General features: G+C 52.2%; 16 protein-coding genes. 6 read left to right on the plus strand and 10 right to left on the minus strand.

The features are described from left to right. Positions 1-896 precede the first annotated feature (896 nt). The 5 genes from IM314_RS13970 to IM314_RS13990 all read left to right on the plus strand — a co-directional run bounded on the left by IM314_RS13970 (position 897) and on the right by IM314_RS13990 (position 5,498). A complete protein-coding gene (locus tag IM314_RS13970) occupies positions 897-1,727 on the plus strand; it encodes an AraC family transcriptional regulator (RefSeq protein WP_193359077.1) in 831 nt (276 codons plus the stop codon). 183 nt (positions 1,728-1,910) lie between these two features. Then, entirely contained in the window at positions 1,911-3,086 is a 1,176-nt protein-coding gene (locus tag IM314_RS13975; protein ID WP_048957696.1) for an MFS transporter, read from the plus strand. Then, a complete protein-coding gene (gene yidZ / locus IM314_RS13980; RefSeq protein WP_028014928.1) occupies positions 3,055-4,026 on the plus strand; it encodes an HTH-type transcriptional regulator YidZ in 972 nt (323 codons plus the stop codon). Before IM314_RS13975 ends, yidZ begins: the two co-directional genes overlap by 32 nt. Before the next feature lie 122 nt (positions 4,027-4,148). Next, on the plus strand, positions 4,149-4,895 hold the full coding sequence (locus IM314_RS13985; RefSeq protein ID WP_041911737.1) for a 4'-phosphopantetheinyl transferase superfamily protein: 747 nt from the start codon (positions 4,149-4,151) through the stop codon (positions 4,893-4,895). Positions 4,896-4,931: 36 nt separating this feature from the next. Further along, positions 4,932-5,498: an NADPH-dependent FMN reductase gene (locus IM314_RS13990; protein WP_003861147.1), complete on the plus strand. Its 567-nt coding sequence runs from the start codon at positions 4,932-4,934 to the stop codon at positions 5,496-5,498. Between the two features lie 92 nt (positions 5,499-5,590). Here IM314_RS13990 and adeP read toward each other — a convergent pair whose 3' ends face one another. Then, positions 5,591-6,928: an adenine permease AdeP gene (gene adeP / locus IM314_RS13995; RefSeq protein ID WP_193359109.1), complete on the minus strand. Its 1,338-nt coding sequence runs from the start codon at positions 6,926-6,928 to the stop codon at positions 5,591-5,593. A 165-nt stretch (positions 6,929-7,093) separates the two neighbouring features. On the opposite strand from adeP, the gene yieH reads away from it, so the two are divergent. After that, on the plus strand, positions 7,094-7,759 hold the full coding sequence (yieH, locus tag IM314_RS14000; protein WP_045630884.1) for a 6-phosphogluconate phosphatase: 666 nt from the start codon (positions 7,094-7,096) through the stop codon (positions 7,757-7,759). 44 nt (positions 7,760-7,803) lie between these two features. Here the strand turns inward: yieH and phoU are convergent, their stop codons facing one another. From phoU to IM314_RS14045, 9 genes are all read right to left on the minus strand, one after another. Continuing rightward, entirely contained in the window at positions 7,804-8,529 is a 726-nt protein-coding gene (gene phoU, locus IM314_RS14005; protein ID WP_003861153.1) for a phosphate signaling complex protein PhoU, read from the minus strand. 26 nt (positions 8,530-8,555) lie between these two features. Continuing rightward, positions 8,556-9,329 (minus strand): phosphate ABC transporter ATP-binding protein PstB, encoded by a 774-nt coding sequence (gene pstB / locus IM314_RS14010; protein WP_010426574.1) that lies wholly within the window; start codon positions 9,327-9,329, stop codon positions 8,556-8,558. Between the two features lie 47 nt (positions 9,330-9,376). After that, positions 9,377-10,267, minus strand: a complete 891-nt coding sequence (pstA, locus tag IM314_RS14015) for a phosphate ABC transporter permease PstA (RefSeq protein ID WP_014881893.1) — start codon at positions 10,265-10,267, stop codon at positions 9,377-9,379. After that, complete coding sequence (gene pstC, locus IM314_RS14020; RefSeq protein ID WP_028014924.1) at positions 10,267-11,226, minus strand: phosphate ABC transporter permease PstC; 960 nt, start codon at positions 11,224-11,226, stop codon at positions 10,267-10,269. The genes pstA and pstC overlap by 1 nt, the downstream gene beginning before the upstream one ends. A gap of 81 nt (positions 11,227-11,307) precedes the next feature. Beyond that, on the minus strand, positions 11,308-12,348 hold the full coding sequence (pstS, locus tag IM314_RS14025; RefSeq protein WP_193359076.1) for a phosphate ABC transporter substrate-binding protein PstS: 1,041 nt from the start codon (positions 12,346-12,348) through the stop codon (positions 11,308-11,310). Positions 12,349-12,605: 257 nt separating this feature from the next. Continuing rightward, complete coding sequence (stgD, locus tag IM314_RS14030; protein WP_227008610.1) at positions 12,606-13,682, minus strand: fimbrial protein StgD; 1,077 nt, start codon at positions 13,680-13,682, stop codon at positions 12,606-12,608. Positions 13,683-13,686: 4 nt separating this feature from the next. Then, on the minus strand, positions 13,687-16,215 hold the full coding sequence (locus IM314_RS14035) for a fimbria/pilus outer membrane usher protein (RefSeq protein WP_193359075.1): 2,529 nt from the start codon (positions 16,213-16,215) through the stop codon (positions 13,687-13,689). Positions 16,216-16,235: 20 nt separating this feature from the next. Continuing rightward, positions 16,236-16,916 (minus strand): fimbrial chaperone, encoded by a 681-nt coding sequence (locus tag IM314_RS14040; protein ID WP_370529582.1) that lies wholly within the window; start codon positions 16,914-16,916, stop codon positions 16,236-16,238. Between the two features lie 74 nt (positions 16,917-16,990). Further along, complete coding sequence (locus tag IM314_RS14045; RefSeq protein ID WP_153657025.1) at positions 16,991-17,572, minus strand: chaperone-usher fimbrial major subunit; 582 nt, start codon at positions 17,570-17,572, stop codon at positions 16,991-16,993. Positions 17,573-17,721: the final 149 nt, after the last annotated feature.

The following is a 17,721-nucleotide window of genomic DNA, read 5'->3' on the forward strand; positions in this document are numbered from 1 at the left end:
CTGAACTGATAGTTCAGGCTTTCTTATGGATTAATCGCAAGTGAGAATCAAATCTATTTAAATAATAAATTATCGAGCATAATATTATCATAATGAGCTATTTTTTAGGCTAGCCTTTGTACTTTTCATACCTTATAGTCACTTTTAGTTAAGGTATCTAATAAATTTGATCGCTAAGAGTTATTATGTCCATTGTTTTTTTGTTGGCAAGTAAGAATACTTATTTTAATTACGGATTATCATTGCTTGCAAATGATAATGCAGATATTAAATGTTACGAGTACAGAAATGTTAGCTGTGTTTACAAGATGCTAAATACGAATAGAAAAATATATTTAATCTGTGACAGGGATGATTACTTCTCTTACTGCTTTTTGCTGGAGAAATTCCCGATTACCTGTCTCAGCCTGGAGCAGGTCTCGTACCATGATCAAAAGCTGAATGTCTCCTCAAGTCGCAGACCTTCACCTGTTTCAGTGTTCAAAAACTTTACTGATGAAGAGAGAAATATAGTCTATCTGTATTTTTTTAAGAGGAAGAGAATCGGAGAGATCGCGATGTTAACACAGTTAAAAGAAAAAGATATTTATTATAGGGTACGCTCGATCAAACTCAAACTGGGGGCAGAATCCACTCGAAAGCTTCCGTTCTTGCTTAAGAATTTTTTTGCTGGGCCGAAGATACTACAATAACATTTTCGAATTATTTCCATTCTATAATATTAACAATGTTAATTATCTTTCAAAAACCAACAAATAATTCTATATATTTTAAGGAATTAAATAATTAAAAAACAAACAATTAAAATTATACATTAATTCTACTGTAAAAATTTCCGAGTTTACATTACTGATTACCCATGAAACTATATGCTTACAAAGCATGGGGGTGACTGTATGAATAGTCAAAGTGCTTTAAGTAACCTTAATTTTCCATCGAAGGAAAATTTAGCACATAACAATCTGTTGGTGCTAAAAAAAATCCGATTTTATAACTGTGCAATTATCCATTTACGTGATGCGCAACTTCTTATAAAAACGAAAGATGGACAGTCCTTTAATGTTCCTCCAGAATCACTTTGTTATATCGAAAAAAACACAGTGATCGATGTCACATTAAAAGTACTAGGCAAAGGTGTTCCCTATGAACTCTATCACGTTGACAGTGATGTATTGAGCTGCATTTGTAAGGTGATGGAGCCGCTTCTTTTACATCCACAAAAAGTTAACCAGATGCGGCGAAAAATATTTACTGGCCCCGTTGATGAAACAGATACAAAAATCTTTAAACGATTAATTGAAAGCAATGTCCCACAACACCGACAAGTTTATAAAATAACCTATCTTCTTTCTAAAATGAGGGATATAGAATCGTTAGTTTATTCTTTGTCGGTATCAACGGATACCACTTTTACTGAGCGCCTGAAGTCAATCGTTGAAGCTGATCTCTCTAAACCGTGGAAACTGGCGGATCTGGCGAGCATTTTACACATGTCGGAGGTGTCGATTCGTAAAAAGCTGGAGAAAGAGAATAATAATTTCAATATGCTGGTGCTGGATATTCGCATGCATCAGGCGGCAAAACTTATCACCACAACCGAGAAGCATATTAACAGTATTGCCAATGAAGTGGGCTACACCAGTACATCTTATTTTATTCGTAATTTTAAAGAATTCTTTGGCATTACACCGAAACAGTTTGCTTTGAGAGTAAAAAAACAGTCATAAACGATCGCGCCAGTAGCGCATCATCAACCTCTGATGGATTGTTAAGTTGTCCCGCAATGCCCGCTTCTGTATTGCATGCTAAGCAATGGTGATTTCCTCCTGGGAAATCACCATTGTCCAAATGGCAACTCGCCTTAACCCTTTTCACCCCCTATTCTGCATGCCTGCATTTATGGGGGGTTTATGGCGCGTTTTCTGTTTTGTAGTTTCGCATTAGTTCTGCTTTATCCGTCGGGTATTGATATGTATCTGGTGGGATTACCGCACATCGCCCGCGATCTGGGTGCCAGCGAAGCGCAGCTGCATATCGCGTTTTCGGCCTACCTCGCAGGAATGGCGTCGTCGATGGTCTTTGCCGGGAAGATCGCGGATAAGGCTGGCCGTCAGCCCGTCGCAATTACCGGAGCCATCATCTTTGCCCTGGCCTCTCTTCTCTGCTCACAGGCACAGAACAGTACCTTGTTCCTGGCAGGACGGTTCATCCAGGGCATTGGTGCCGGCGGCTGTTACGTGGTGGCGTTTGCCATTTTGCGCGATACCTTAAGCGCCCAGCGCCGTGCTAAAGTGCTCTCCATGCTGAACGGGATAACCTGCATCATTCCGGTGCTGGCACCGGTTGTAGGCTATCTGATCATGCTGAAATTCCCGTGGCAGAGCCTGTTCTGGACCATGGCTGCAATGGGCGCCCTGGTCTTTGTGTTGTCGATCGCCGTACTGAAAGAGACCCACCCGGGATCGCAGAATCCCAGCCATACCGCGACCATTCATCCGGCAGAGAAACTTCTCAATCGCTTTTTCCTCAGCCGTCTGGCCGTAACCACGTTAAGCGTGGCGGTGATCCTGACGTATGTAAACGTTTCCCCGGTTTTGCTGATGGAGACCATGGGTTTCGATCGCGGTGAGTATTCCACGGTGATGGCATTAACCGCTCTGGTCAGTATGGCTGTATCGTTCTCCACCCCGTTTGCGCTGAATCTCTTCCGCCAGCGCACGCTGATGCTGACCTCGCAGGTACTGTTTCTCGCCGCAGGTGTGGTTCTGGCAACCACCAGCTCGCATGCGCTGATGCTGGTGGGCATTACGCTCATCTGTGCCGGGTTCTCGGTTGGCTTTGGCGTGGCGATGAGTCAGGCGCTCGGCCCGTTCTCGCTGCGGGCAGGCGTGGCAAGCTCGGTGCTGGGGATCGCGCAGGTCTGCGGCTCGTCTCTGTGGATATGGCTGGCGGCAGTCATCGGACTTAACGCGCTCAATATGCTGATCGGGATTCTGATTGGCTGTAGCATAGTCTGCATCACCTTACTTATGGTCATCCAGCCCGCGGCACAGTATGAAGAAGCCCATCAGCAGTCTCGATCTTAACCTGTTGCTTTGCCTGCAGCTTTTGCTGCAGGAGCGCAGCGTCACCAAAGCCGCAAAGCGGATGAACGTGACGCCGTCGGCGGTGAGTAAATCGCTGGCCAGGCTGCGCGACTGGTTTGACGACCCTCTGTTTGTCAAAACGCCGTTAGGGCTGCTGCCTACGCCGCTGACGGTCAGCCTGGAGCAGGATTTGGCCGACTGGATGCAGATCGGCAACCAGATCCTCGATAAATCTCACCATGATTCGCCTGGCGGGCTGACGTTTGTGCTGGCCGCCGAAACGCCGCTGATGCTCATCCGCTTTAACGCCCTGCTTGAGCAGGTGAACCAGCGTTATCCGCAGGCCACGGTGAAGATGCGTCACTGGGATTACGACTCGCTGGACGCCATTACGCGCGGGGAAGTGGACGTTGGCTTCACCGGTCGCGAAACCCACCCGCGCTCGCGTGAACTGCTGAAGCTGATGCCGTGGTTTATCGACTACGAAATCCTGTTTAGCGACCGTCCATACGTCTATTTGCGTGAGGACCACCCCGCTCTGCAGGAGGAGTGGAATCTGGAGACCTTCCTGCGCTATCCCCATATCAGTATCTTCTGGGAACGGAGCGACACCTGGGCGCTGGATGAGGTGCTAAAAGAGATGGGGCGGGAGAGAAACATTGCCATGTGTTTGCCGGGCTTTGAGCAGTCGATGTTTATGGCGGCGCAGCCCGGTCATAACTATATCGCCACGGCTCCCCACTACTGTCGCCACTACAATGAACTCCACCAGCGGAAGCTGATCGCGCTTCCTATTCCCATTGACGAAGCGCAGGCTGAAAAGCTGACCGTTCCCTTCACGCTGATCTGGCATAAACGGAACAGCCATAATCCGAAAATCCTCTGGCTGCGGGAGACCATCAAGGCGTTGTACGGTGGCAGCGATCCAATTTTTGCCTAAGAAAATGTAAAGTTCGGCCTTCAGGCTTCTCTTACTCCGATTTACTGATTAAAACAGGAGCCAAGTTAAGCGATAATCATGTAACCGTTTAACCGATTACGACCATTATCAAGGAGCGAAAAATGGCAACGCACTTTGCAAGAGGGATACTTACAGAAGGACGTCTCGTATCGGCCAGACTCTCTTCAGCCTGTCACAGTGAGGCGCTCAAACTCCCCGAACACCGCAGGACGCGGTTTTTAGCCTCGAGAGCACTTCTCGCAGAACTGCTGTTTATGCTGTACGGCACCAGCGAACTGCCGGAAATCGTCACGCAACCAGAAGGCCGCCCGGTCTTTGCTGACCCGGAACTCCCCCGTTTTTCCATTGCCTATACGGGCAATATCATTGGCGTGGCGCTGACCACCGAAGGGGATTGCGGGCTGGATATGGAGCTTCAGCGTGCAACGCGGAGCTTCCACGGTGCTAACGCGCATAACGACTACCCGCTCTCCAGCAATGAAAAGCTGTGGGTACGCAATCAAAACGATCCTGTTGAAGCCAGAGCCCAACTCATTACCCTGCGTCAGAGCATTCGTAAGCTCTGTGGATGTGCGTCTGACGATGCCAGTCTGTTGCAACTGCTGCCAGGATCAGGACGCCTGCGCGCCACGAGAGCCACGCTGGTTGAAGCGCTCAGCGATGCTGAGGACGTGTTGATCTGGTCCATTGCCGTCACCCCGGCCATCGAACGCATGAAAATCTGGGAATTTGACAGCCAACAGGGATGGCGTAGCCTTCCTGATGTGCCCGAGCGCGCCAACGAGCCCGCCGCGCGTCTGATGCGTTTAACCAGTTTACCGGCAGAAAAAGCATTTACCCATAGCTGATCCAATCAGGGTCATCATGATGAAACAGGAGTAATCATGTCTGATACGTTGAAAGTAGTTACGTTACTGGGAAGCCTGCGCAAAGGTTCATTTAACGGAATGGTTGCCCGCACGCTGCCGCAGCTGGCCCCGGCAGGTATGGAAATTAGCGCCCTGCCATCTATTGGCGATATCCCGCTGTATGATGCAGATGTCCAGCAGGAAGAGGGGTTCCCGCAGAGCGTGGAGGCGATAGCCGAGCAGATCCGCCAGGCCGACGGTGTGGTCATTGTCACGCCGGAGTATAACTACTCGGTTCCGGGTGGCCTGAAGAACGCGATTGACTGGTTATCTCGTTTACCGGAACAGCCGCTGTCTGGCAAACCGGTGCTGATCCAGACCAGCTCAATGGGCGCGATTGGTGGCGCACGCTGCCAGTATCACCTGCGCCAGATCCTGGTATTCCTGGATGCAATGGTGATGAACAAGCCGGAATTTATGGGCGGCGTGATTCAAAACAAGGTCGACCCGCAGACGGGTGAAGTGGTGGATCAGAGCACGCGTGACCATCTCTCTGGCCAGCTGACCGCGTTCGGGGATTATATTAAGCGGGTGAAGGCGTAAGATAATTGCGGCCTGATGCCCTCACCCTGACCCTCTCCCACGGGGAGAGGGAACAAACACTAAAGCCCTTTTCGAAGAAAAGGGCTTACTGTTTATTTGGCGTCAATAAACACAATCTTCAACACAAACAGCAGCGCAACGATAATCACGCACGGGCTGAGTTCGCGGAAGCGGCCGGTACCGATCTTCATTACGCAGTAAGAGATAAAGCCCAGCGCGATACCTTCGGTGATCGAGAAGCTGAACGGCATCATCACGGCGGTAATAAAGGCCGGCACCGCTTCGGTTAAATCTTCCCACTTCACGCGCGCCAGGCTCGAGGTCATCAGCACGCCCACGTAAATCAGCGCGCCGGCAGCCGCATACGGTGGAACCATACCCGCCAGCGGAGAGAGGAAGATCACCAGTAGGAACAGGATACCCACCACCACCGCCGTCAGGCCGGTACGGCCACCCACGGACACGCCGGAAGAGGATTCAATGTAAGCGGTAACAGACGAGGTGCCGATGAAAGAGCCGGCGACGGACGAGATGCTGTCCACATACAGCGCCTGCTTCATGCGCGGGAATTTGCCTTTCTCGTCAGCCAGACCCGCTTTGTCCGTCACGCCAATCAGCGTACCGGAGGAGTCAAACAGGTTGACCAGCATGAAGGAGAAGATCACGCCCGCCAGGCCCAGGTTCAGGGAACCCGCCAGGTCAACGTGACCAATCACGGTAGAGACGCTCGGCGGCGCAGAGACAATACCGCTGTAATGCACGTCACCCAGCATCCAGCCCAGCAGCGTGGTCACGATGATAGAGACCAGCACCGCAGCGTGGATGTTGCGCGACGCCAGGATCGCGATGATGAAGAAGCCCAGCACGCCCAGCAGCACGCTGTGCGAGGTCAGGTTACCGATGCTCACCAGCGTTTCCGGGTTCGCCACGATCACACCGGCGTTTTTCAGCCCCATAATGCCGATGAACAGACCGATACCGCTGGTGATACCCACGCGCAGGCTCACCGGGATATTGGCAATCATCCAGTAGCGGACGCGGAAGATGGTCAGCAGCAGCAGGCCGACCGCACCCCAGAAGATAGCGCCCATACCAACCTGCCACGGCAGGCCCATCGCCTGAACCACCACGAACGCGAAGAACGCATTCAGGCCCATAGCGGGTGCCAGCGCCACAGGCAGGTTAGCGAAAACGCCCATCAGGATGCTGCCAAGGGCCGCGATCAGACAGGTGGTAACAAAGACGGCGCTGGTGTCCATGCCAGCGACGCCCAGAATTTGCGGGTTCACAAAAACGATATAGACCATCGTCAGGAAGGTGGTGAAACCGGCGATCACTTCGGTGCGTGCCGTTGTGCCGTGCTCGCGCAGTTTGAATACGCGCTCAAGCAGACCCTGACCAGATGTCTGGGTTGTGTGTTGTTGACTCATCATCAATTTCCGAACAAGGAGGGAAAATTCGTCGCTATCCTATACCAAAATGCGACAATAGTGGCGGTTACGGGATACTTTTTTCATTGATTATGCTTATACGGCAACGATTGCGTCTCGTAAATCTGTCGTACGTAAACGTTAAACTTGTTAAAAGGGAAGGGCATGTCCGGAATTGAAGCGGTATTTTTCGACTGTGACGGTACGCTGGTCGACAGTGAGGTCATTTGTTCCCGCGCGTATGTCGCCATGTTCCAGGAATTTGGCATTACGCTCGATCTCGAAGAGGTGTTCAAACGCTTTAAGGGCGTGAAGCTGTACGAGATCATCGACATCATTAACGAAGAGCACGGGGTGGATCTGGCGAAAGCGGAGCTGGAACCGGTGTACCGCGCCGAGGTCGCACGCCTCTTTGACTCAGAACTGGAAGTTATTGCCGGGGCTAACGCGCTGCTGGATGCGATGACGGTGCCAATCTGCGTAGTTTCCAACGGTCCGGTCAGCAAAATGCAGCATTCACTGGGCAAGCTTGAAATGCTGCACCACTTTCCGGAAAAACTGTTCAGCGGCTACGATATCCAGCGCTGGAAGCCCGATCCGGCGCTGATGTTCCACGCGGCGAAGGCGATGAACGTCAACGTGGAGAACTGCATTCTGGTGGATGACTCGCCTGCGGGCGCCCAGTCGGGGATTGATGCGGGGATGGAGGTGTTTTACTTCTGTGCCGATCCGCACAACAAGCCGATCGATCATCCAAAAGTGACGACCTTTACCGATCTGGCGCAATTGCCAGAGTTGTGGAAGGCACGCGGGTGGGATATTACGCGTTAAGCTAACGTAGGGCGGGTAAGCGCCAGCGCCACCCGCCACAACCATCACTCTTTAGGATCTTTACCCGCCAGCAGCTTGTCCAGCTCGTCGCCGCCCACGTGACGGAAGTCCTGACCCTTCACGAAGTAGAAAATATATTCGCAAATGTTCTGGCAGCGGTCGCCGATACGCTCGATAGAGCGCGCGCAGAACAGGGCCGTCAGCACGCTTGGGATGGTACGGGAATCTTCCATCATGTAGGTCATCAGCTGACGCACAATGCCTTCATACTCCTGGTCGACTTTCTTGTCTTCACGGTAGATACGCACCGCTTCATCCAGATCCATACGCGCAAAGGCATCCAGCACGTCGTGCAGCATCTGCACGGTGTGGCGGCCCAGCGACTCCAGGCTGACCAGCAGCGGCTGATGCTGCTGGGAAAACTTCTCCAGCGCGGTGCGGCAGATTTTATCCGCCACGTCACCAATACGTTCCAGCTCGGCGATGGTTTTAATGATCGCCATTACCAGACGCAGGTCGCTCGCGGTCGGCTGACGCTTGGCGATAATACGCACGCAGGCTTCGTCGATCGCCACTTCCATCATGTTGACGTTATGGTCGCCTTCGATGACGCGCTTCGCCAGCTCGCTGTCCTGGTTATGCATTGCCGTAATCGCATCAGAAAGCTGCTGCTCGACCATGCCGCCCATGGTCATCACCTGGGTGCGAATGCTTTCCAGCTCTGCGTTGAACTGGCCTGAAATGTGTTTATTAAGATTGAGGTTGTCCATGGTTTCTCCACATGCACTAAGGCAAATCAACCGTAGCGGCCAGTAATATAATCTTCGGTTTGTTTCTTCGCGGGCCGGGTGAACAGCGCGTCCGTATCGCTGAACTCAATCAACTCGCCCAGGTACATAAACGCCGTGTGATCTGAGCAACGCGCAGCCTGCTGCATGTTGTGGGTCACGATAACCACGGTGTAATCCTGCTTCAGCTCGGTGATCAGCTCTTCAATACGGCCGGTTGAGATCGGGTCTAGCGCTGAACATGGTTCATCCAGCAGCAACACTTCCGGGCGAATGGCGATACCGCGCGCAATGCACAGACGCTGCTGTTGACCACCGGAGAGAGAGTACCCGCTCTGATGAAGTTTATCTTTGGTTTCGTTCCATAATGCGGCCTTGGTCAATGCCCACTGCACGCGCTCGTCCATGTCCGCACGGGAGAGCTTCTCAAACAGGCGAACGCCAAACGCGATGTTGTCATAGATGGACATCGGGAACGGCGTCGGTTTCTGGAACACCATCCCCACTTTGGCACGCAGCAGGGCGATATCCTGGGCCTGGGTCAGAATGTTTTCGCCATCCAGGATAATTTCACCTTCAGCGCGCTGCTCCGGATAGAGCGAATACATTTTGTTAAAGGTACGCAGCAGCGTGGACTTGCCACAGCCAGACGGACCGATGAATGCCGTGACCTGGTTCTTCGCGATATCCAGGTTGATGTTCTTCAGGGCATGGAATTTGCCGTAGTAGAAGTTCAAATCACGAACCTGAATCTTACCCGGGGCAGTATCAACCATACTCATTGACTCATTTCCTCATTCGACGCCGCGAGCTGCCGCGCCGTAAAAAATTAACCGTGTTTCTTCTTCGCGAAAATGACGCGCGCCAGAATGTTCAGCAACAGTACGCAAAGGGTGATGATCAGCACCCCGGCCCAGGCCAGCTGCTGCCATTCCGCGAATGGGCTCATCGCAAATTTAAAGATCGTCACCGGCAGGTTGGCGATCGGCTGCATCATGTCCGTGCTCCAGAACTGGTTGGAGAGGGCAGTAAACAGCAGCGGTGCCGTTTCACCGGCAATACGGGCGATAGCCAGCAGGATACCGGTCATGATCCCGGAGACCGACGCTTTGAGGGTGATCGCAGAAATCATTTTCCATTTCGGCGTACCCAGCGCGTAAGCTGCTTCACGCAGGCTATCCGGCACCAGTTTCAGCATGTTTTCGGTGGTACGAATGACGATAGGCACCTGCAGCAGCGCCAGCGCAATTACGCCTGCCCAGCCGGAGAAGTGTTCCATTTGCGCGACTACAATGGTGTAAACAAACAGGCCCACGACAATCGACGGAGCGGAAAGCAGGATGTCGTTAATGAAGCGAATCACCTCTGCCAGCCAGGATTTACGCCCGTACTCGGCCAGGTAGATGCCGGCCATGATGCCCAGCGGCGTACCGAAAACGGTCGCCCACAGGATCAGCAGGCCGCTGCCCGCCAGGGCGTTCGCCAGACCACCACCCGCCGTATTTGGCGGCGGCGTCATCTCGGTGAACAGCGCCAGAGACATTCCATCAATACCACGGGTGATGGTGGACATCAGGATCCAGATCAGCCAGAACAGGCCGAATGCCATCGTTGCCATGGAAAGCGTCAGCGCAATGCGGTTTTTAAAACGACGCTTCGCCTGCATTTTGCGGCGGGATTCGGCAAGCTGAGCGGTGCTTTGCATTTCGAGAGTTGCCATCAGCGTGCCCCCTCATTTTTCGCGAGACGCAGGATCATCAGCTTGGAAATCGCCAGAACAATGAAGGTGATAACGAACAGAATCAGACCCAGCTCCATCAGCGCTGCGACGTGAAGCCCGGATTCCGCTTCGGCAAATTCGTTTGCCAGCGCGGAGGTAATACTGTTACCCGGCATATAGAGTGAAGCGCTGTCGAGCTGGTAGGTGTTACCGATGATAAAGGTGACCGCCATCGTTTCACCCAGCGCGCGACCTAAGCCCAGCATTACGCCGCCGATCACCCCATTTTTGGTGAACGGAAGGACAATGCGCCAGATAACTTCCCAGGTGGTACAGCCGATGCCGTAGGCCGACTCTTTCATCATCACCGGGGTTTGTTCGAAGACATCGCGCATTACCGCCGCAATGTACGGAATAATCATGATGGCGAGGATCACACCTGCCGCCAGAATACCGATACCGAATGCCGGGCCAGAGAACAGGGCTCCCACAAACGGAACGGCGGAGAGAACATTACCTACCGGCTCCTGGAAGTACGTGGCAAACAGCGGCGCAAAGATAAACAGGCCCCACATGCCGTATACGATACTTGGGATGGCCGCCAGCAGTTCGATGGCTATACCCAGCGGGCGACGCAGCCAGCCCGGCGCCAGTTCCGTCAGGAACAGCGCAATACCGAAGCTTACCGGAACCGCAATCAGCAGGGCGATGAACGAGGTCACCAGCGTACCGTAAATCGGCACCAGCGCACCGTAGATATCGTTCGGCGCGTCCCACTCTTTGGTCCACAGGAAGGAGAAACCGAATTTCTGAATGCTCGGCCAGGAGGAGAAAATCAGAGACACGATAATGCCGCCCAGCAGCAATAGCACAATCAGCGCAGCCAGTTTGACCAGCGCGCCGAAAATCATGTCACCTTTTTTACCCGGAGGGTTAAATGCAGGCTTGGTTGCAGCCATAAATCACTCTTCTGTTAAACGCGTTTACGAAATCGGCGGGTAAGCGCAAGCGCCACCCGCCATTTTCGTCAGAATGCTAAATTAATACAATGGTTTACCGCTGCTGTCTTTCACGTTGGTTTTCCATGCAGCACGAATCTGCTCAACCACGCTGTCTGGCAGGCTGGCGTAATCCAGGTCGTTAGCCTGTTTGCCGCCGTTTTTGTATGCCCAGTCAAAGAACTTCAGCACTTCAGTACCTTGCTCTGGTTTCTTCTGATCTTTGTGAATCAGAATGAACGTTGTAGAAGTGATTGGCCACGCGTTGTCGCCTTTCTGGTTAGTCAGATCCTGTGCGAAGGATTTGCTCCAGTCAGCGCCTTTCGCTGCGTTAGCGAAGTTCTCTTCAGTTGGGCTAACCGGTTTGCCGTCAGCAGAAACCAGTTTGGTGTAAGCCAGGTTGTTCTGCTTAGCGTAAGCGTATTCTACGTAACCGATAGAGCCCGGCAGACGCTGTACGAAGGCAGCGATGCCGTCGTTACCTTTACCGCCCAGACCGGTTGGCCAGTTAACGGTAGAGCCGGAGCCGACTTTCGATTTCCACTCTTCGTTCACTTTTGCCAGGTAGCTGGTGAACACGAAGGAGGTACCAGAGCCGTCAGCGCGGCGAACCACAGCGATGTTCTGCGAAGGCAGCTTAACGCCAGGGTTCAGCTTAGTGATGGCTTCGTCATCCCATTTTTTGATTTTGCCCAGGTAGATGTCGCCCAGGGTTTTGCCGTCCAGCACCAGCTCGCCTGATTTCAGGCCAGGGATGTTAACGGCCAGCACAACGCCGCCGATCACGGTCGGGAACTGGAACAGGCCTTCCTGATTCAGTTTTTCATCAGACAGCGGAGCGTCAGATGCGCCGAAATCAACGGTATTCGCGGTAATTTGTTTAACGCCACCGGAGGAGCCGATACCCTGATAGTTAACCTTGTTACCGGTTTCTTTCTGGTAGGTATCCGCCCATTTGGCATACACCGGCGCAGGGAAGGTTGCACCAGCGCCAGTCAGGCTTGCTGCTGCAAAAGCAGAGAAAGCGCTCAGAGATAAGGTCGCGGCGACAACAGTTGCGACAGTGGTACGCATAACTTTCATAATGTCTCCTGCAAGGATTTCGTAAATCATTGTTTAAGTGGCTACGATGAGCAAAATAGGACAAACAGGTGACAGATAAATGTACGAAATATGACAGTTTTATGACAATGCATGCCTGCACGTTAACCTCATGAATAAACACATGATTTTATTTTTCACTAAAGCATCATGATGAAAGGAAGTGTGGTTCAGAATGGAAAAAATGACAATGACTGTAATATGTAACAGGGGCGGAAACATTTCGCCCCTGTGTTTATTCAGTTGGCGATCTCCAGCGTGATGGTGGCGTAGGCGTCAAAGGTCCCCGGCCTGGGCTGAGCGCCTGTCGCACTGGCTGGCGCCGCGGAAAACGTCAGCGAGTTGGTTTCTGCCCCCTGATTGTTCGGCCCCCTGTCCATACTCATGCTGCCGCCGTTCACATTCACCGCGCGGTCGGCCTTGTCATAAATGACAATCCCGACATCATCATTACCGTTGACTTTCATCATTGTCGCGCTGGAGTCAACCGGATCGGCATGAAGGGAAGAGTAGACGATATTTTCATCCCTAATTCCGGTGCACTGGACGAGGATGGTTTTGGTCACCTTGTGGCTGGAAACGGGCGTGCCCTGCACCGCAGAAAACGCCGTAGCAGGAATTTTACCAAAATCGATTTCCAGCGACTGCCCCGACGCAATCTCACAGCTTTGCGGTGCGACGATATCACCCGAAATACGGATTTCTGCCAGCTTTTCGGTACTCGCCAAAGAGGATTGTGTGTTTATTCCGCCGTACAGATCCGCGACGATCGTGCCGGGTACCGTGACCTTGCCGATAAAAGGTTTGTTAACCAGAAATGACAGCTTGATCTCCGATCCCGTATCCAGTATCGCCTGGTTGCCTTCTTCGCCATCCGCATAGCAGTACATACCGGAGGTTACGCGATTTGGTTCCGCAGAAAAGGGTACGGGAATAAAGTTACGTCCCAATACATGAATCGAGGAGGCAATACTCAAGTTGTCATTCAGTCTGTAGTAGGTATAACCGTTTCTCGTCGTATCGACGTTCAGAGGCGAAGTGGCCGTATAGTAAATCTCTCGAAAGACGGTGGTATAGCGCGTCAGGCAATTACATTCAACTTTATAGGTCGTGGGGGACGTTAGGGTCTCCAGATCTCTTATCTCCATACCCGCTTTATTTTTATCAGCCGGTATTTGCTGATTATTCACATTCAGATTGTAGAGATAGGTTCCACCTACTGCATGGCAGATCCCATCCCCCGCAAGCGCAGCATTGCTCCATGTACTGAACAAAAGCGTCATTACAACAAACAGCCTTTTCGAACCGAATTTCATTGCGCTATCCCTGTTGGCAAACTGCCGTTGTCTGAACCAGCTCGACACCTGTCGGCTTGTTAATGTGGTAATGCACCGTGCAGCGACTGGCATTCCCCTTTCCCCAGTTCAGTGAAAACGTACCGTCTTCCGGCATACCGGAAAGGTAGACATCGCCGTTATCCCCGACAATGCCGGTCACGCTGCCGGACTCAAGCTCCGCGGACGCCATCGCGCCAAAGGGGACGGGTTGTCCATTCGCCTGACGAACGTTAAACAAGATGCGATAGCCAACGTGCGTAACAAATTCAGCCTTCACCACGGCGCCACGCGTGGGCACCAGGGTAAGGACGCTGTTATCAAGCTCGACGTTGGCTTTGGCGAAGTAATCACTGTCGAAAGCGACACGGTTTTCATCGTAGGGGTTGAGCTGCGTCTGTACGGTGTAGCCCCGCCAGTCAGTGGCGATGCCACCAGCGTTTTCCAGCTCAAGACCGGCGGCTCCGGGGGCTTTAATCAGCGCGACGGTCTCACCCAGCTCCTGGGAAAAAGTGATCCCTTCGCTGTGTGCCAGAATGCCACCTTTCACACCATAGTTAAGTCGCTCTGATTCCCGGCTATAGTCATAGCTGGCATTCACCGATCCGTATGTTCCGTCATACCCAAGCCCTCCACTGCCGTTGCTCTCTCGTTCATCAGCATCCCAGGATTGCTGAATGTTATAAGAGAGGTTATGTCCTTCAAGCGCCGTACCGTTTACGCCTACCTGATGCATCCCTTTACCGTGGTTATTTTGCGTCGCGCTATACGAGACGTAGCTGTTGCTGAGCCAGCCCGATAGCGGAACCGATACGGAAAACATGAAGATCTGCTCGCTTTCTGATGAGGTGCTATCGGCATCCTGGCGGCCGCTGGAAGTGGTGGCAGAATCCGAATAGTTCCAGGAGAGGTTCCAGGAGATAGAACGCCAGCTATTGCTGTAGCCGAATTGCACCAGTCGTTCGACAGCGTCCGTCTTCCAGTACTGCTGGCGGCTCAACGTCAGATAGAGGTTGCCCATACCTTCGCCGAAAGTTTGGGTCCACGTACCTTCCAGCCTGCTGCGCCGGTTACCGGTTACCCAGAAATCGCTTTGGTTATTCTGGCGTGAAGCCCACTCATTCAGCGTGTAGTACCCTTCCGTCGAGTACCGATAACCCACCAGCCGGAGCGTCGTGTCGGTATCATCAAAGCGTTTTGAATAGAGGAAACGATAAGACTGCCCCTGTTCATTGTCGTTCTCGTCGAACCAGGCGGCTGCGTGAGTGGCGTCAAAGGAGAGCGCGCCCAGCGACCCCATATCCTTGCCGACTCCGAGCGCAGCGGCGCGATAATCCTGCGCCAGCTGCATGCCGCCGTACAGCGTTAATCCCCACGGCATACCGCGCAGCAGCTGAGCCTGAAACACCTCCGGTGTGAAAGATTGTTGGTCGCGCAACTCACCAGCGCTGATATCCACATCGGTCTGTCCCTCGCGCTTCAGTATGGCTAACGACGCATAGGGCTGCGTGAAGCGTTGTTCGCTGCCGTCCTCTTCTTTGATGGTGACATCCAGATCGCCGCCTGAGTGGGTAGTATTAAGATCGGTCAGCGAAAAGGCGCCCGGCGGAACGGCAGATTGATAAATAACGTATCCATTCTGCCTGACGATGACGGTGGCGTTACTTTTTGCCACGCCGCGAACCACCGGAGCAAACCCGTTCTGGCTGGCGGGAAGCATGTCGTTATCCGTGTAGAGCCGCACGCCGCGAAGCTGCGTGCTGTCAAACACATCGCTGGCGGTAAACGTATCTCCAATCATCACCTGGCTACGAAGCGCGGCAATATTCCGCTCGGCGTAGGTGCTTATAGTGTCATAGGCTGACTGCCCGTTGCTGATATTGAGGGTACTGTAGTTACGCAGGCGCCATGCCCCCACGTTTATCCCGTTGCGCAGGTTGAGGTAGTAAAACGCCTCGTCATCACCGTCATCGTCGCGAAGCGTTTCAGAGCCTGAAAAATCATAATTCACCATCAACGCGTTAATGCCTTCATCCCAGCGGGAAGGGCTTATCGCATCATGGGCAGCGGCATCAATATAAATCTGCGGGATGGTCAGATTGAGGGCCAGCTCATCCGTATTAAACGTCGAGGTCGCCCCCTCTATCACCGCCGCAGGACGGATGCACTGCTTCTCGTCGATCTCTGCCAGCGCCTTTACCGCTTCAACTTTTACGCCAAAGGAGGCCAGGACGCTTTTCGCATCCACAAAACAGGGGGTGATTTCCGCCTCTGCATTATCCTGAACAAACGTCACGACGCGTTGTTCAATACGCTTACCGTTAACAAAAATATCGACCTTGTAATCCCCGGCAGGCAGGCTGTTTGCCCGGTTGAACTGGCTGATGTCCACATCAACGGGACGATCGATCTCCAGCAAGGCGGGATTAAACAGATCGTTTGCCGCAGACATTTTCGCAGCAGAAAAGAATACCCCTGAGATCATCAGGAGCTTTACGAGCGGTGAGGAGGCCATTTGCCAGGATATCCCGATGTTCAGAGGGTAAGCGCAATAGAGTTACTGATGCCGCCGTAGTCATTGACGTAGCGCCAGACCATGCTATGACCGGACGTCCCCGCAGGCAGAGGAAGACGCAGGGTTTCAAACGGGCGGATAATATTCAAAGGCACATCCTTCCCGTCGACCGTCACATTCATCACGTTGACGTGAATGGCGCTGGGATTATGCACAACCAAAAAACCGCCTTCGGTATGCCAGGTGACTTTCGGCGCGGCGGCTTCCGGTGTGACCTTGAGCGCAGCCGGACGCCAGAAGAGTTTGATGCGCGTTTTGATGGCGATTTCCAGCCGGTTTGGGCTGTTGCCCGAAGGCGGAATATTTTTTACGTTCAGCCAAAAGACGGATTCGCGATCGTCAGGCAGTGCCCCTTTGACTTTCATAATTCGCAGAATTTTTTCCTGCTGCGGCTCCAGCCGGGAAACCGGAGGAATAACGGTGAAAGGCGGTGAAGAGCGATCGCGACTTTCAAAGGGATCAACCCATGTCTGAATCAAATAGGGCAGCGTATTATCATTGTTACGAACCGAAATGGTCGCATCGGATTTATCACTGGAATATATAATACGCGTTCCACCAATAATGATGCCCGCGGTTGAAAAACATGAAAAAAAGACCAGCCACAGCGTCATGAGTACGTCGAATAACACTCTTATCACGAAATAATCCTTTATATAAAGAGCCTGGCAGAAAAAGGGCAACCATCAGGCTCAACAGAGTGTGCGGGGTGATATTATTTCAAATATTCAATAGTAAATTGAGAATCAGCGTTAGCCGTACCCGGCGTGACCGTAGCCAGGGTCTGCACATATTTCGCTTTAAACCCTAAATCGGCTTTGCCTGCGGTGATGGGGCTATAAGCAGAATTGCCGTACAGCGGGACGGCGGTATCGTCTTTCAGGTTGTACAATTTAATCGCCACACCCGTTGCTGCGACAGCGGTATCCCCGCCGGTGAAGGTACCGTCAGTGCCCGTGTCACCCACGACAGGCGTACCGATGGCAAGATAGCCCTTGCCGATAGTGTCCTTATCTTCCGTACCATCAAAGCGAACGGCAGCCTGAGTGTATGTGGTTGGGCATTTATCCAGTCGGATATGAAAATCTTTTACCGATGCCGTAGAGTCAATACCCGTGAAAGCAGTTTTACCCACCTTACCGATATTCACCGTCTGCCCAGCCGTATCTGAAGTGACTTCACATGTGGTATCCACCACTTCGCCACGGAAGTGTACAATACCGTCAGATGCGATAACCTGATTCGCTAAAAACAGTGAAGATAACGCCAAAATCCCTGTAAAAATATTACGTTTCATAGTACTCCGCCATTAAATTAATAAATCCACCTATTACATTCATGATTTAAATAAATCATGGAACCTGCGTTCGGCCGATATAATACAAATAAAATTAAACTCAGCAAGAAATAAAATTATATTTTTAAAGGAGTTATTATGTAAGGAGG

The organism is Enterobacter cloacae complex sp. P42RS (assembly GCF_014930595.1).
GTDB classification, from domain to species: domain Bacteria; phylum Pseudomonadota; class Gammaproteobacteria; order Enterobacterales; family Enterobacteriaceae; genus Enterobacter; species Enterobacter bugandensis.

Coding starts and splice junctions, on each gene's coding strand:
- IM314_RS13970 (WP_193359077.1), top strand. CDS start 897: ATGAATAGTCAAAGTGCTTTAAGTAACCTTAATTTTCCATCGAAGGAA.
- IM314_RS13975 (WP_048957696.1), top strand. CDS start 1,911: ATGGCGCGTTTTCTGTTTTGTAGTTTCGCATTAGTTCTGCTTTATCCG.
- yidZ (WP_028014928.1), top strand. CDS start 3,055: ATGAAGAAGCCCATCAGCAGTCTCGATCTTAACCTGTTGCTTTGCCTG.
- IM314_RS13985 (WP_041911737.1), top strand. CDS start 4,149: ATGGCAACGCACTTTGCAAGAGGGATACTTACAGAAGGACGTCTCGTA.
- IM314_RS13990 (WP_003861147.1), top strand. CDS start 4,932: ATGTCTGATACGTTGAAAGTAGTTACGTTACTGGGAAGCCTGCGCAAA.
- adeP (WP_193359109.1), bottom strand. CDS start 6,928: ATGAGTCAACAACACACAACCCAGACATCTGGTCAGGGTCTGCTTGAG.
- yieH (WP_045630884.1), top strand. CDS start 7,094: ATGTCCGGAATTGAAGCGGTATTTTTCGACTGTGACGGTACGCTGGTC.
- phoU (WP_003861153.1), bottom strand. CDS start 8,529: ATGGACAACCTCAATCTTAATAAACACATTTCAGGCCAGTTCAACGCA.
- pstB (WP_010426574.1), bottom strand. CDS start 9,329: ATGAGTATGGTTGATACTGCCCCGGGTAAGATTCAGGTTCGTGATTTG.
- pstA (WP_014881893.1), bottom strand. CDS start 10,267: ATGGCAACTCTCGAAATGCAAAGCACCGCTCAGCTTGCCGAATCCCGC.
- pstC (WP_028014924.1), bottom strand. CDS start 11,226: ATGGCTGCAACCAAGCCTGCATTTAACCCTCCGGGTAAAAAAGGTGAC.
- pstS (WP_193359076.1), bottom strand. CDS start 12,348: ATGAAAGTTATGCGTACCACTGTCGCAACTGTTGTCGCCGCGACCTTA.
- stgD (WP_227008610.1), bottom strand. CDS start 13,682: ATGAAATTCGGTTCGAAAAGGCTGTTTGTTGTAATGACGCTTTTGTTC.
- IM314_RS14035 (WP_193359075.1), bottom strand. CDS start 16,215: ATGGCCTCCTCACCGCTCGTAAAGCTCCTGATGATCTCAGGGGTATTC.
- IM314_RS14045 (WP_153657025.1), bottom strand. CDS start 17,572: ATGAAACGTAATATTTTTACAGGGATTTTGGCGTTATCTTCACTGTTT.